Origin of the sequence: Hallerella succinigenes (genome assembly GCF_002797675.1) — a bacterium.
Taxonomy (GTDB): domain Bacteria; phylum Fibrobacterota; class Fibrobacteria; order Fibrobacterales; family Fibrobacteraceae; genus Hallerella; species Hallerella succinigenes.
This window is the reverse complement of record NZ_PGEX01000001.1, coordinates 1,728,182-1,741,472: the sequence shown is the minus strand read 5'-3', so window position 1 is coordinate 1,741,472 and position 13,291 is coordinate 1,728,182. Positions and strand designations below refer to the sequence as shown.

Below are 13,291 nucleotides of genomic sequence, written 5' to 3'. Positions count from 1 at the left end.
GAAATTAGCCTTTCAAAGCGACATCCTGCAAAAGCGCTTTCCACTGCGGAACGATCTTCTGGATTTCAAAACGATGCACCGAATCCAAGCAGTTCTTCGCCATTTGAATGCGCTTGTCGGAATCCTGCATCAATTCGAGAAGGCGCTTCGCATACAGCGAAAGATTCCCATACGGAATCAAAAAACCATTTTCACCGTCCGTAATAATGTCCTTTGCAGAAGCATAGCTGCCAAAGGCGAGCGGAATAGTTCCAAACTGTTGCGATTCCGTAAGCGTCAAGCCCCAACCTTCAAAGGAAGAAGTCATCATGGCAAGCGAAGCCTTTTCGTAATACGGTTGTGGATTTTGACGCCCTAAAAATTCCACCCGTTGCAAATTCATTTTTTTGGCGAGCTTCTGATACGCTTGCAGATCTTCCCCTTCACCAATGATTTTTAGGCGCCAGCCATCCGAAGCCGAGTCCGCTTCAACCAAATGCCAAATTTTTAACGCAAGCGAAATTCGCTTGCACAAATCCACCATCCGCGAAACGATCACCACTTCTTTTTCTTTGTGATCTAAAATTTCCGGGCTTGCAATTTCAGAAAAAGACAGGGGATTTGGAATGGCGCAGATCTTATCCGCAGGCAGGTGAAGCAACTTTTGAAAATCCGGGGCAAAAGCGTTAGAAAGGAGAAGTACCCGAGATGTTCGCGGCAAAACACCTTCCCACCGCATCAGAAAGCGTTTGATTTCCTTGTAATAAAACAACGGGAAAAAGGCCAATCGAAGAAGGCGCTTCGCTTCGCCGCCAAAACCTTTAAAAGAAGGCGTTGCCGCCACCCGCCAGGACTTTATCCAAGTCGGCGGAGCCGTATGCCAGGCGACCACATAAGGAATCTGCTTGTTTTTTTGCGAAAGATAACGCGCCACAACGCCGTTATACGCAAGCTGTTGCACCACAACATCAATCGCATGCTCTTCAAAAAATTTCTGGACATCCACAGGGGTTCCGTTTTCAAGCAGTTCCGTTCCCGTATCCTGCAAATAGAACGTTTCCCATCCTTCTTCTGCAAGTCCACGCATTACCGAAGCAGTGACGCGTTCAACGCCCCCTGCAAACGGGTCAAACGGTTTGTTAAAAACGAACAAAACTTTCATTTCAAAATTTCCTGGATGACTTCAAAATTGCGTTTGCAGTTTTCTGCGTCATTGTACTTGAAGAACGAATCAATGCGTTCTGCGTAACGAGTTTCCAGTTCGCAGTTTCTTTCCAAGTAACCCGCCACTAGGTCCACGGTCTGCTCCACCGTCAAACCAACCGGGCCAAAACCGTCGCGGTCCGGGTCAAAATAGCCAACCCCTTGATGCCCCGCGTGATACTCTTCTCGATCAAACTGGAAAAGGACTATCGGCTTTTTCATATACGAAAAATCAAACTGCACGCTCGAATAGTCTGTAATCATCAAGTCGCAATCGATCATGAGTTTTTGCACGTCAAAACTTTGGAACGAGGCAAAAACGGTCTGCTCATTTTGCCCATCAAAATCCGCCAGGAATTTTTGCAATTCAAAATGAGGATAAAAAATCAGCTGGTAACCGTATTCTTTGAGAATCGCCTGCAGACGTTCATTCCGGATCAAGCCACAAATATTCTGGTAGTATTTAGACTTCTTGAATTCCTCTGCGGAAATTCCCGAAAGAAAATGACGCCACGTCGGCATCAAAAGGATTTTCTTTGACGGGGAATGCTTTAACGGCAAAGCATCGTAACGGGCAAAGCCGACCGTCTTTACCACTTCCGGAGCATGTCCAAAGCAGTCGATGATGTATTTCGTTTCGCGAGCCGAAACCGTTATAAAAAGATCAAAGTGAACCTTGTCCTCGTGCAGCCAAGGGCCATCCGCTTGAGTAACGCCGTGCTGTAAAAAGATATACTTTCCCGTCACAAAGATTTTCTTCAGCAGCTTGACCTTTGCCATGCGCAGAAAAAGATTGTGTTCAGGAGCTCCCCCGTAAATATGAGCACTCACTTTCGCTTCGGCGGCCAAGTAAAGCAGATAATGTTTCCAAGATCCAAAATCCACCAGGCGTTCTTCTGACGCAAAATTTTTACGGTCCGGGGAATCTTTAGAAATGATGTAATACGCATTGATCTGCGGGCAGTTCTTTTGCACATAACGGAACAAATGCAAAGCATTATCGCGTGCGTCCACTCCGCGTTCGGCAAAGACCCACACATGGGAATATTTTTTCTTCAGTCCTAAAAGGATAACTTTCGCAATACAGCATTTAAAAAAAATGCCAAGCCATTTCAAGTATTTACCGATTCCGTTTTTTCGGAGTGAATCTTTAATCATAAAGCGAAAGCCATTCTTGTTTGTGCGATTCCCACGATTTCGTCTGCATATAGGAATATAAACGATTTCCCTTTTCAAAAAGAGACTCTGCCGTTTCGGTTTTGAGTTTTTCCATCACTTCGCACAATTTTTCTGCATGTTCTTCTGCCGAAGCGTAACGGTAAACAAAAGCATTTTCCGCAATCGTCTTTTCCCCTTGTACACAGCCGATTTCCGGAAGGACCATCGTCTTGCTATACGAAAAAGCCATCCACATGGTTCCCGAATTCAAAGAGCTCGAAATATCATACGGAGCAATCAGCAGGTCCGACTGAATTAAATAATCACCCATGCAATCATTTTCCACAAAATGAAAATCCGCAAAAACCCCCAGCGACGTCTGAGCCATTGCCGAAATCTTTTTCCTGTAATCCAAATCCTTACAGGCTCCACAAATCAGCAAAGCAAAGTTCGATTCCACCAAGTGAGAGCGCTTAAAGCAATCGATCAACAAATCCAAATTTTTATACGGCCCAATTTTTCCCGTAAAAAAAATGATTTTCTTAGACGGATCGATTCCATATTTTTCCCGAATATTCACCAAACCGCTTCCGAAGTTTTCAAAATAATCCCCGTGCGGAATGCAGATGACTTTCGACTGGTACTTTTTTAAGCTCGGAATTTCTTGCAAAGTCGCTTCGCAAAGAACATGGATTTGATCGCTCCACGCCATCAAAAGTTTCATCAAAATTTGTGAATATTTTCTGCCGCGCCTTTGATCGTGCGCCACCTTATTGTGTACTGTCCAAACAATCTTTTTCCGAAAGAGCTTAAGACAGATCAAAAATCCCAAACGGAAAAGAAAGTTGGCAAGGCAGTGTGCCTCATTTTTTCCACGCACATTTTCAAGCCAGTTCAAGTGGCAAGCGCTTGAAGAAAAAAATTTTTTCCACTGTCCATGAAAAAGTTGATTGACTCCGACCGCTTCGCAGTTTGACGAAATAATCCGAGACAGATTGCCTAAGTAAAAATTTTCTAGGGTCTTCGCCTGAGGAAAAAACAAAACGGTTTTCACAAGTGTTCCCCCACTTGATCAATCAAAGCGTTTCGATATCGCGACGAACAGCTTCAATTAAAGAAGACGATGCAACAGAACCGATATGACAAAGTGGTTTCAGATCGTCCGTCAAAAGCAATTCTTTCAACTGTTCTTCTGTTTCGACGGTGTACAGATAGCCGAGTTCTTTCAGCTTTTCCGCTGTTGCAATCTGATGATTGCTCCGATGTTCCTTCAATTCACGACGACGCGGGAATACAATGATCGGCTTATCCTGGCATAATGCAGAAATAATCGTACCCATCCCTGCATGGGCAACAATCAAACGCGCCTTGGCAAAAAGTTCGTTAAATTCCTTGGGCGTCAAAAATTCAACAACCTTCACATGTTGAGGAACATACGAGCCTTTCAACGTCTGAACAATCACTTCTTCCTGAAGAATAGGCGCAACCGCATCAATTATCTTGATGAAACGATCAAATGGAGCTTGGGTTCCAATCGTACAAAAAATCATTCAACGTTTCCCAACTTGCCAAGGACGTTCCCTGCGAACTTCACTTTGCCCACAGCTAAGTGTTCCCACTGGGTATAAACTTTATCAATGCCTAATTTTACAGCATATCTTCCACAAGCGCTAAGCTTCGCTACGTTGGCAATCGAGTCCACCCAAACCGTCTTCTTGCGAAAAACATATTTCGCCAAAAGCAGGACCAGAAGACCAGGGGCTGCACCCGTCGAAAGGGCAACATAAGGTTTTTCCTTCAGCAGAATCATCAGCACATAGGGAATGCAGAAAAACATTTTCCAAGCATCCCAACGAGAAAATTCACAAATCGAGTAGAACTTTCCCGAGACAGATTCTGCCCATTTCGGATTGGAACTGACATAGCTGACTTCGTAATCAGACGAAAGTCCCGCAGTGATGCGCAACAACTGTACCCAGTGGCCGCCAATCGAAGCGACCGCTAAAATTTTTTTTTTGTCTTTACGAGCATCCGGGTTCATTTGATTTCTCAGACTTTGTCAAAAGATTGAAAAGCCCAATCCCACGAGTTATTCCGCCTTTCCCTTACCGACATTTGCAACATCGAATCCGATTTCACGCAGAGCGGCCGCATCCAAAATATTTCGCCCGTCATACACGAAAGCAGGCTTAGCCATGCCCTTGTAAATGCGTTTCCAATCAAGTTCCGCAAAGCACTTCCATTCCGTGCAAACGACCACGGCATGAGCGCCTTCTGCGGCCTTGTAAGGGTCTTCTTCAAATTCAACCTGGGAGAGGACATCGGCCAAATCGCGCTTGGCATCGTGGATTGCCTTCGGGTCCGTCACCACCGGATGGGCGTGTTCGGCAAGCAAATCACGTACCACGAGGTTCGCAGGGCTTTCACGGGTATCACCTGTATTCGCCTTAAATGCAAAGCCAAAAACCGCAATCTTCTTGCCGGCAATTGTGTTGAACATGTGTTCAAGCATACTGCTTATGACACGGTGCGTCTGCCATTCGTTGATCTTGACAACGCTTTCCCAATAAGCGGCAACTTCCGGAAGTCCGTAATAGCCGCAAAGGTAAACGAGATTCAGAATGTCCTTCTTGAAGCAACTACCGCCAAAGCCGATCGAAGCCTTGAGGAACTTCGACCCGATACGGTGGTCCTTGCCCATCACAAAGGCGACTTCATCCACGTCAGCACCGGTCTTTTCGCAAAGGGCGCTGATCGAGTTGATCGAGCTGATACGCTGGGCGAGGAAAGCGTTTGCTGTGAGCTTCGTGAGCTCCGAGCTCCACAGGTTCGTCGTCAGAATGCGATCCTTCGGCACCCAGTGTGCATAAATATCGACCACCTTCTGCAGAGCGGCAAAGCCGGACTTCGTCTGGTGGCTTCCAATCAAAACGCGATCCGGTTCAAACAGATCTTTGATCGCCGTTCCTTCGGCGAGGAATTCCGGATTCGAAAGGACTTCGAAATGGAGTCCCTTGTCGTTCGAATTCAAAATGCGTTCCATCGCAGCCGCGGTGCGAACCGGGAGCGTGGATTTTTCCACGATAATTTTGTCGTTCGTCGCCACTTCGAGAATTTCACGAGCGGTCTTTTCCCAGTACTGCAAGTCGCTAGCCTTTCCGGCACCACGGCCAAAAGTCTTTGTCGGGGTATTGACGCTCACAAAGATGATGTCCGCTTCACGAACGGCATTCGGAATATCCGTGCTGAAGAAAAGGTTGCGGCCTCGGGCACGCTTCACCACTTCATCGAGTCCCGGTTCAAAAATCGGAAGGTTGTCGCTATTCCAAGCATCAATACGAGCCTGATTGATATCGACTACAGTCACTTTCACGTCCGGACATTTGTCCGCGATAACGGTCATCGTCGGACCACCGACATAGCCGGCTCCGATGCATAAAATCTTTGTATTGAATTCCATAGCGCCCCAAAATTAGCATTTTTCTCAATTCAGGAGTTCGAATAAAAGCAAAAAAAAGAATTAAGGCGTTTTCTAAAAAATCTGTAACAGAAATTACCTTTCCAACACCCTGATTCGTTCTTTTTCCGAGTTTATTAGCTCCGTTTTCAATTTTTTACGTTCTAAAAAATCTTTTTATACCTAAAATCCCAGCTTATACCGGCAATTCCCCACAGATCGTAGCCGTTTTCGCCCGAGATATGGTCCAGGTTTTTATACCGGCGAATTCCACCGCCTAGCTTTGCGGCAAAACCCTTCCACAGAACAATCCCATAGGTCAAGTCGGCCACATATTGGCGTTCCACAATCCCAGAAAGCGTACGTTTGCTCTGCAACGCGACATCGTAATCCGTCGTCAAATCCTTGTCGCCCTGACGCAGCCAGGCAAGTTCTAAAGCAAGCGAATGACGTCCATACAGCCAGTCCACGGTAAACCAAAGATCCTTCGCATCCGGGCCTCGACGGTAGCCGAGCGGATAGTCCACAAAGAACATGTCCGCAAAATCCGCATCCGACTGGTCGCGGTAATTCGAACGGTACATGCGACGGCTCGTGTACTTGAGAAGCGGCAAGCGTTCATTGCCCGCCGCCGGATCCGTCAGCACCGCATCCAGGCGAAAATTAAAATCGCCATAGCGTTCCGTTTTCACTTGTTGATTGTAGCCGACCATGTGACTTGTGATTCCGCGATTGGAATTTTCACCCGTTTCGCCGACCGGACTTTTCACTTCATCGATCGCCAGTTGATAATAGAAATTTGCCCAGCGATTCGGGCGAAGGCCAAGTTCCAAAGTCGCATTCGACTTGGTGTAGCCCGTCGCATAATTATTATGCCAGAACATGAACGGATTCAGGGTGCGGAATTCCACCTGTTTTCCGCCGATCACCGACTGCTCAATGACATAGAACCAAAAGTGCTTAAAGTCCACACCTAAGCGGTGATAGACCAACGTCTTGTACGGATCCGTGTACTGACGCTTGCGCTGATTGTCGATTTGCAGATTCGCCTGTTTCCAGACTTCTGTCGTCGAATCTACTTTCCCGCCGACCACATCCGGAGTCCCATGCAAATGCGCATTCAACGAGCTCAAAAAGAAGTCGTAGCGGAGAAACCCCGGGCAAAATTTCCAAAGGAACGCGTCGTGGTAAGGAGCGCCGCCCAAGGTCAAAGAATTCGGACTCGGTCCAAGCTCCGGCTTAAAGCGCCCCGCCTGCACAAAACCGACTCCGTAATCCCATTTTGCATAGGCATTCGTCGGCACGTTAATGTCCAAATTGTCTGGCACAATCGTCGTATTCGTGGCCAGATCGTCTTCATACCACGCTTCAATATCCTTGCGCAACGGAAAGTCGAAGTAAATAGAAAAGTCTTCGTAAGTGCCGCCGATAAAAAGGCTAAAGAACGGCTCAATCGTCTGCTCGTACTGGCGACCGGTTTCGAGCGGAATTTGAAGGGCGAGCCAACTAGAACTAAAATGGTCCACCGTATCCGTCGCAAAAACGCTTGCCTTCGGCGCACCGTAAAAGCCAGCAGAGATTTTCGTTCCAATAAAAGCGGATGTTTCCGAAGCCAAAGCCTGAGACGCGCACAGGGCTATCTCCGCCGCCAAAAAAAACTTTCCCTTTCGTCCGAAAATTTCCATGCGCTTCAAGATAGAATTCTTCGACCAAGAAATTCGCAGAATCCGATTTTTTACCCTTTTTCGGGGCCCTAGAAGTCCTTTTTCAAGATTTCGCAAAATCCCGTTCTGCGATTTATGTTATTCCAAATAAACGAAATTCTCCTTTTGCCATTTTTGGACACACTTAAATCCCTTTTTTCGTCGGAAAAGTTTTCTTTTCTAATTTTAAGGGTATGATTTTTCGTCGCTTTTTAAAAATGAGTCTTCGCACGGTTGGAAGTATCCTCGCGGTCGCCGCATTGGACGTTTCAAGTGCAAGCGCCGCATCGCCCATTATTTCTAGCGAACACATGCGCAATCTAAAACAGCTAGAAACGACGCCGTTGCTCTTTGAATTGCACCGTCAAACGACCACCGATGCGGAACAGATGTTCTACTATCCGCGTCGTGACTCAAACTGGCGCAAGAATTTTGACGCAAACGATGGGCGTGCCGTACTCGGTTATAAAGACAATCGGCAAGCGATTGCGGCAAGCCTTGTCGGCGGCATGGATTATCGCGGAGGCGAAACCCTTGGCGACACAATCTGGCCGGGCCTCGACGGAGGACTTTATTTGCGCGGCTACCGCGATTCCGTGGAATTCATGCTCGACGCCCGCATTTATGTGGAAAGCCATTCCGCCAACTACCCGAAATCCTTCGACAAGGAATTCGTTGAATTTCAAAAGGAAGAAAACAACAGCGGTGTTGAATACGCAAGTTACGCCCGTTACCGCGGCATGATTGCAGCCAACCTCGGCTTTGGACGTCTCATGCTCGCCCGCGACGTTTTCCACTTCGGTCCGGGTTACTACAACAACCTGACTCTCAACCAATATGCGCTTCCATATAACACGCTCTCGTTTGAATTCCACGTCGGTCCGCTTTCCGTCATCAGCTTGTACGGTGACCTGCGCATTTACCCGAACAGCATGAGCAATAAGAACACGAATGACCGAAACCTTTACGCACACCGTTACGAGTTGAACCTCGGCGACCTCGTTCTCGGTATGAGCGAAACCCAGATTCTCTACAACGAAAACAAGCCGTGGCTTTTTGTTCCGATTGTCCCGCTTTTCATGGAAAAGGGAAACTTTTCCGAAGACAATAACAACGGAGCTCTTGCCTTCGATGCCAACTACCGTCTGTTCAACCTCGCAAGAATCTACACGGAATTCTACATCGACGATTTTGAAAGCCCGATCAGCCTTCTCAAGAACGACAACATCGAAGCCAAGTGGGCTTGGATGGCCGGTGCACAAATCGGCAAGGATTTCGACATCCACGGCTACAAGCTCGAAGCAGGCGCCCTTGCGGAATACGCTCGCGTCGAGCCTTATGTATACAGCCACTTCCATTCGAACACGGCTCAGGCGGCCCACCTCGGCGAACCTCTCGGCAACCCGAACGGTCCAAATAGCCAAACGATCGACTTTGCCTTGTACGGCAGATTCGCCAAACGCATCAACGTGAACCTGCGCAACACGTGGCTTTGGAAGGGCACCGACTACGGCAGCGCCGTGAACGATACAACTCCGACATCAAACCATTACAAGCTTCCCAAAAAGTTCCTCGACGGAGCCAAGATGAAGTACTCGCTTTCCCCGGCGATCAGCTATGACGGCGACTACTTCTTCTACATGCTTGAATTGACCCTTTTCAACGATGAAAAAATTTATACGCGGTTAGGTTTCAAATGGTAAGCTCTTACAAGCCCGAACTTTTAGCGCCGGCAGGCGATTTAAAACGCATGGAATACGCGCTCGCCTACGGTGCAGATGCGGTCTATGCTGGGCAACCGGCATTCTCGCTTCGCGCCCGTGAAAACGGTTTCCGCTCCTTGGACGATCTCGCCAAGGGCATCGAAATCTGCCATGCCAAGGGCAAGCGTTTCCATTTGACAAGCAACGTCATTTCGCGCAACTCCAAGGTCGCTCCATTCCAAAAGGCGCTCCTCGAAGCTTGCAAACTCGGCCCAGACGCTTTGATCGTCGCCGATCCGGGAATCATCCAGTTCATTCACAAAGAATGCCCGGAAATTCCCATCCACCTGTCTGTGCAGGCGAACACGACAAACTACTTGACCGCCCAATTCTGGCAGTCGATGGGCGTTTCCCGCATCATTCTTTCCCGCGAACTCCGCCTGGGCGAAATCCTTGAAATCAAGGAAAAATGTCCTGGACTTGAACTCGAAGTTTTTGTTCATGGCAATGTTTGCATGGCGATGTCCGGACGCTGCATGCTCAGCAACTGGACGACGCACCGCGACGCTAACCAGGGCATGTGCAACAACTCTTGCCGCATGCCGTACCGCCTTTACGCAAACCCCGAAGTCCAGTCCGACGACTACCAGGCCCACGTGGGAGAATTCTTCCTTGAACGCACAAACGCCACCGAAGGCCGTGCCGCAGAACTCATCGGGCTCGACGAAGACAGATGGGGAACATACTTTATGAGCAGCCGAGACCTTTGCGCCCTCGACTCCATTCCGGACCTCGTCAACGCACAACTTTCGAGTTTTAAGATCGAAGGCAGAACGCGCAGCGTCTATTACCTTTCTTCTGTCGTGCACGCCTACCGCAAAGCGATCGACGCCGCGATGAAAGGCGAACCCATTCCTCAGGAATCCCGCGAACTGATTTCCGACACGGACAGCCGCGGCCGCATGCCGGGATTTTTCAAAGGTCCTCTGCCGCAGAATTACGAAGCGACGCAGGAACCTTCCAAAACAGGCGCCGTCGCCGCACAGATTGACCACATTGAAGCGGACGGTTCTGTTTTTGTACAGATCAAAAATAAGATCGAGCGCAACTCGAGGCTCTGCTGGCTTGACCCGGAAAACCACGAAGAAGTGTCGATAGCCGACTTGAAAAACGTGAAAAACGAATCTATCGACGCCCTGCATCCAGGAACAAACGGTCTAATTCGACTGAATTCCGATGTGACAAAACGCACGAAATTTGAAAATTTTGCATTTTTAGTTTTGAAAAAAGATTAATCCCACGCACTTAGAGATAGATTTGATACCATGGAAGATTCTAGCGACTACGAATGCAAGCAAAGCAAGATTTTTCGCGACTTTGACAAAGCCTATGCAGAAGGCAAGCTGGACTATTTGAAACAGCTCTTTCTTCCGTATATTCTGAACAATATCGCCGATCTTTATGCCTTCAAGCAAGAGAAGATGAAACAGTTTCTTGAAGCCTTGGACATGCATCAGATTTTGAAGCTTTATCTTTATTATAAACAGATGCCCATCGACATGCGCCGCTACATGGAAGGTCAAAGCCAATCCATCAAGGAAGCGATTGCAGACACGAACAAAGAGCGCCAAACCGCCGTATCCGATTGGATCAAAGAGCATGCAGCCCGTCATCGCGATGTCACCATCAAGACCCAGTGTCTCTTCTTTGAAAAGATTGCAGACCAGGTGATTCCGCCGATCGAAAAGGCTCTCGCCGATTACGAATCCTCCTTAAAATCGTAATCAAAGCTCCTACAAATGAAGCAAAGATATTCCCGAAGCATTTCGGGAATCTTTTTTATGTTGGCTAGAATTCTTTTTTCTAGCTTTGCTTGTGCTATGAGTGAAGAAATTTCTCAAAATTCTGCCGCAGAACAGGCTGCCCAAGAACCGATGAATCCGTTTTTAAATCCGGTCCACATTGTGGAACCCGAAAACAAACTTCCGGATTACACCTTTAACGATTTGCCCGCCGACCTCAAGGCGACTCTCGAAAAGCACGGTTGGTCGGACCTGATGCCCGTGCAGCGCAAGACAATGCCGTACATGCTCGCCGCCCGCGATATGCTCGTCCAATCCAAGACGGGGTCGGGAAAGACCGGCGCATTCGTTCTTCCGCTGATCCAGGTGATCGTCCGTGAACACAAATTCCCGCAAGCCTTGATTCTTGTTCCGACGCGTGAACTCGCTCAGCAGGTTGAAGAAGAAATTGAAAAGCTCGCCGAAGGCACAGGCATCAAGTCAGTCGCCATCTTCGGTGGTGTCGGTTACGAACCGCAGCTCCGCACTCTCCGCGAAGGCGTCCACATTATCGTCGCGACTCCGGGCCGTCTTTTGGACCACGCCCAGCGCGGGAATGTCGACTTTCTTTCCGTCCGCGACCTCATCATGGACGAGGCGGACGAAATGCTCTCCATGGGATTCTACCCGGACATGCAACGCATTCGCCGTTACTTGCCAAAGGATATCGCCTGCACCATGTTCAGTGCAACGATTCCGCAAACGGTGAAGAGCCTTGCCCGAGAATTCCAGCGCAAGAATGCCGGATTCCTCTCCCTAAGCTACGACAAGGTCATCGCAAACAATCTGGAACACCGCTACTACATGTGCGATGTGATGGACAAGGACAAGATGACGATCAAGGTGCTCGAATTGGAAAATCCGGACAGCTGCATGATTTTCTGCAACATGAAGCGCGACGTGAGCTACCTTGAACAGGTGCTTTCTAATTACGGCTTCAGCGTCGGAGCGCTTTCCGGTGACATCTCACAGAAGCTGCGTGAAAAAACGCTCGCTGCCTTCCGCAACAAAAAACTCAACATTTTGATTTGCACGGACGTTGCCGCACGCGGTATCGACGTCACCCACGTTACCCACGTCATCATATACGACCACCCGGACGATCACGAAGTTTACGTGCATCGCAGTGGACGTACCGCACGTGCCGGTCGTAGCGGCGTCGCCATTTCTCTCATCACGCCCGTGGAAGAAATTGAACTTCAAAAAACAGCCGTGGATTTCGGCATCCAGTTTATCAAAATGCCGGCAATTACGGAAGAAGAGCTCGCAAACCGCATCCGTCAGCGCGCAGCCGCTGAACTCGACCGCGAAAAGCGCGTGCTCGGACAAATGAAGAAGGAACGCCTACGCCGATTCCTGCCTCTCGTAGACGAATTGGCATCCAACCCGGAAGACAAGGAAGTTCTCGCTTATCTTCTCGACAAGTTCTATTGGAAAGAAGATGACAAGAAAAAATTCAAGCGAGAACAAGAAGGGACAAACTAAATGTCTAGAATCAAGGTCAAGACAAAAAAAGAAATCGAACTGATCCGTTCCGCAGGCGCCCTCGCCGCAGAAACTCTCGTCCGCGCAGGCGAAATGTGCAAACCGGGCGTGAACACACTTGAAATCGATGAATTCATCGCCCACTTCACGAACAAGCACGGCGGCATCTCGGCGGACTTCGGCTACTACGGCTATCCGCGTTATGCTTGCATCAGCATCAACGAAGTTGTCTGCCATGGTATTCCGAGCAAGGACACGATCTTGAAAGACGGCGACATCGTGAACATCGACATCACGACAATCCTCAATGGCTACCACGGCGACTGCTCCGCCATGTTCTGCGTCGGCAACGTCAGCGAACAGGCTAAGGATCTCGTCAAGGTGACCAAGGAATGCATGGAAGAAGGCATCCGCGCCGCCGCTATGCCGAAGGCTCGTTTCTCTGACATCGGCTGCGCCATTCAACCGTATGCCGAAGATCACGGCTACTCGGTCGTTCGCGATTACTGCGGTCACGGCATCGGCCGTGGCTTCCACGAAGAACCGAACGTTCTCCACTACGCGAACCGCGAAATCAACAACATGATCGAAATCGGCAACGTGTTCACCATCGAACCGATGATTAACGCCGGCAAGCCCGACATCAAGCAATTGAGCGACGGTTGGACTGTAGTGACCTCGGACGGAAGCCTTTCCGCCCAGTGGGAACACACCATGGTGAAAACGAAGGACGGCATCGACATTTTGACACTCCCGAGGTAA

The 13,291-nt window shown here is 48.8% G+C and carries 12 protein-coding genes; 5 read left to right on the top strand and 7 right to left on the bottom strand.

The window, feature by feature from the left end:
• Positions 1–4: 4 nt before the first annotated feature.
• The 7 genes from BGX16_RS07960 to BGX16_RS07930 all read right to left on the bottom strand — a co-directional run bounded on the left by BGX16_RS07960 (position 5) and on the right by BGX16_RS07930 (position 7,482).
• The gene (locus BGX16_RS07960) at positions 5–1,141 is read right to left on the bottom strand and encodes a glycosyltransferase (RefSeq protein ID WP_100425567.1); all 1,137 of its coding nucleotides are present in this window, start codon (positions 1,139–1,141) and stop codon (positions 5–7) included.
• Positions 1,138–2,340 (bottom strand): CDP-glycerol glycerophosphotransferase family protein, encoded by a 1,203-nt coding sequence (locus BGX16_RS07955; protein ID WP_100425566.1) that lies wholly within the window; start codon positions 2,338–2,340, stop codon positions 1,138–1,140. Before BGX16_RS07955 ends, BGX16_RS07960 begins: the two co-directional genes overlap by 4 nt.
• Positions 2,333–3,064 carry a glycosyltransferase gene (locus BGX16_RS07950; protein ID WP_157797932.1) on the bottom strand — a complete coding sequence of 244 codons (732 nt, stop codon included), beginning with the start codon at positions 3,062–3,064 and terminating at the stop codon, positions 2,333–2,335. The genes BGX16_RS07955 and BGX16_RS07950 overlap by 8 nt, the downstream gene beginning before the upstream one ends.
• Before the next feature lie 352 nt (positions 3,065–3,416).
• Positions 3,417–3,890: a glycosyltransferase gene (locus BGX16_RS07945; RefSeq protein ID WP_100425564.1), complete on the bottom strand. Its 474-nt coding sequence runs from the start codon at positions 3,888–3,890 to the stop codon at positions 3,417–3,419.
• A complete protein-coding gene (locus tag BGX16_RS07940; protein WP_100425563.1) occupies positions 3,887–4,381 on the bottom strand; it encodes an oligosaccharide biosynthesis protein Alg14 in 495 nt (164 codons plus the stop codon). The genes BGX16_RS07945 and BGX16_RS07940 overlap by 4 nt, the downstream gene beginning before the upstream one ends.
• A 48-nt stretch (positions 4,382–4,429) precedes the next feature.
• Positions 4,430–5,800 (bottom strand): nucleotide sugar dehydrogenase, encoded by a 1,371-nt coding sequence (locus BGX16_RS07935; protein ID WP_100425562.1) that lies wholly within the window; start codon positions 5,798–5,800, stop codon positions 4,430–4,432.
• A gap of 161 nt (positions 5,801–5,961) precedes the next feature.
• A complete protein-coding gene (locus tag BGX16_RS07930; RefSeq protein WP_100425561.1) occupies positions 5,962–7,482 on the bottom strand; it encodes a hypothetical protein in 1,521 nt (506 codons plus the stop codon).
• Positions 7,483–7,694: 212 nt separating this feature from the next.
• On the opposite strand from BGX16_RS07930, the gene BGX16_RS07925 reads away from it, so the two are divergent.
• From BGX16_RS07925 to map, 5 genes are all read left to right on the top strand, one after another.
• A complete protein-coding gene (locus BGX16_RS07925; protein ID WP_241899496.1) occupies positions 7,695–9,203 on the top strand; it encodes a hypothetical protein in 1,509 nt (502 codons plus the stop codon).
• Complete coding sequence (locus BGX16_RS07920) at positions 9,197–10,498, top strand: U32 family peptidase (RefSeq protein WP_100425560.1); 1,302 nt, start codon at positions 9,197–9,199, stop codon at positions 10,496–10,498. The genes BGX16_RS07925 and BGX16_RS07920 overlap by 7 nt, the downstream gene beginning before the upstream one ends.
• 30 nt (positions 10,499–10,528) lie before the next feature.
• Positions 10,529–10,987 (top strand): hypothetical protein, encoded by a 459-nt coding sequence (locus tag BGX16_RS07915; protein WP_100425559.1) that lies wholly within the window; start codon positions 10,529–10,531, stop codon positions 10,985–10,987.
• 96 nt (positions 10,988–11,083) lie between these two features.
• Positions 11,084–12,529, top strand: coding sequence for a DEAD/DEAH box helicase (locus tag BGX16_RS07910; RefSeq protein ID WP_100426796.1), 1,446 nt, complete (start codon positions 11,084–11,086; stop codon positions 12,527–12,529).
• Positions 12,530–13,291 carry a type I methionyl aminopeptidase gene (map, locus tag BGX16_RS07905; protein WP_100425558.1) on the top strand — a complete coding sequence of 254 codons (762 nt, stop codon included), beginning with the start codon at positions 12,530–12,532 and terminating at the stop codon, positions 13,289–13,291.

What these genes read in the sequence shown, in the direction of transcription:
- BGX16_RS07945 (WP_100425564.1), bottom strand. Translation starts at nt 3,890, where the DNA reads ATGATTTTTTGTACGATTGGAACCCAAGCTCCATTTGATCGTTTCATC.
- BGX16_RS07960 (WP_100425567.1), bottom strand. Translation starts at nt 1,141, where the DNA reads ATGAAAGTTTTGTTCGTTTTTAACAAACCGTTTGACCCGTTTGCAGGG.
- BGX16_RS07935 (WP_100425562.1), bottom strand. Translation starts at nt 5,800, where the DNA reads ATGGAATTCAATACAAAGATTTTATGCATCGGAGCCGGCTATGTCGGT.
- BGX16_RS07940 (WP_100425563.1), bottom strand. Translation starts at nt 4,381, where the DNA reads ATGAACCCGGATGCTCGTAAAGACAAAAAAAAAATTTTAGCGGTCGCT.
- BGX16_RS07930 (WP_100425561.1), bottom strand. Translation starts at nt 7,482, where the DNA reads ATGGAAATTTTCGGACGAAAGGGAAAGTTTTTTTTGGCGGCGGAGATA.
- BGX16_RS07955 (WP_100425566.1), bottom strand. Translation starts at nt 2,340, where the DNA reads ATGATTAAAGATTCACTCCGAAAAAACGGAATCGGTAAATACTTGAAA.
- BGX16_RS07925 (WP_241899496.1), top strand. Translation starts at nt 7,695, where the DNA reads ATGATTTTTCGTCGCTTTTTAAAAATGAGTCTTCGCACGGTTGGAAGT.
- BGX16_RS07915 (WP_100425559.1), top strand. Translation starts at nt 10,529, where the DNA reads ATGGAAGATTCTAGCGACTACGAATGCAAGCAAAGCAAGATTTTTCGC.
- BGX16_RS07950 (WP_157797932.1), bottom strand. Translation starts at nt 3,064, where the DNA reads ATGAAACTTTTGATGGCGTGGAGCGATCAAATCCATGTTCTTTGCGAA.
- BGX16_RS07920 (WP_100425560.1), top strand. Translation starts at nt 9,197, where the DNA reads ATGGTAAGCTCTTACAAGCCCGAACTTTTAGCGCCGGCAGGCGATTTA.
- BGX16_RS07910 (WP_100426796.1), top strand. Translation starts at nt 11,084, where the DNA reads ATGAGTGAAGAAATTTCTCAAAATTCTGCCGCAGAACAGGCTGCCCAA.
- map (WP_100425558.1), top strand. Translation starts at nt 12,530, where the DNA reads ATGTCTAGAATCAAGGTCAAGACAAAAAAAGAAATCGAACTGATCCGT.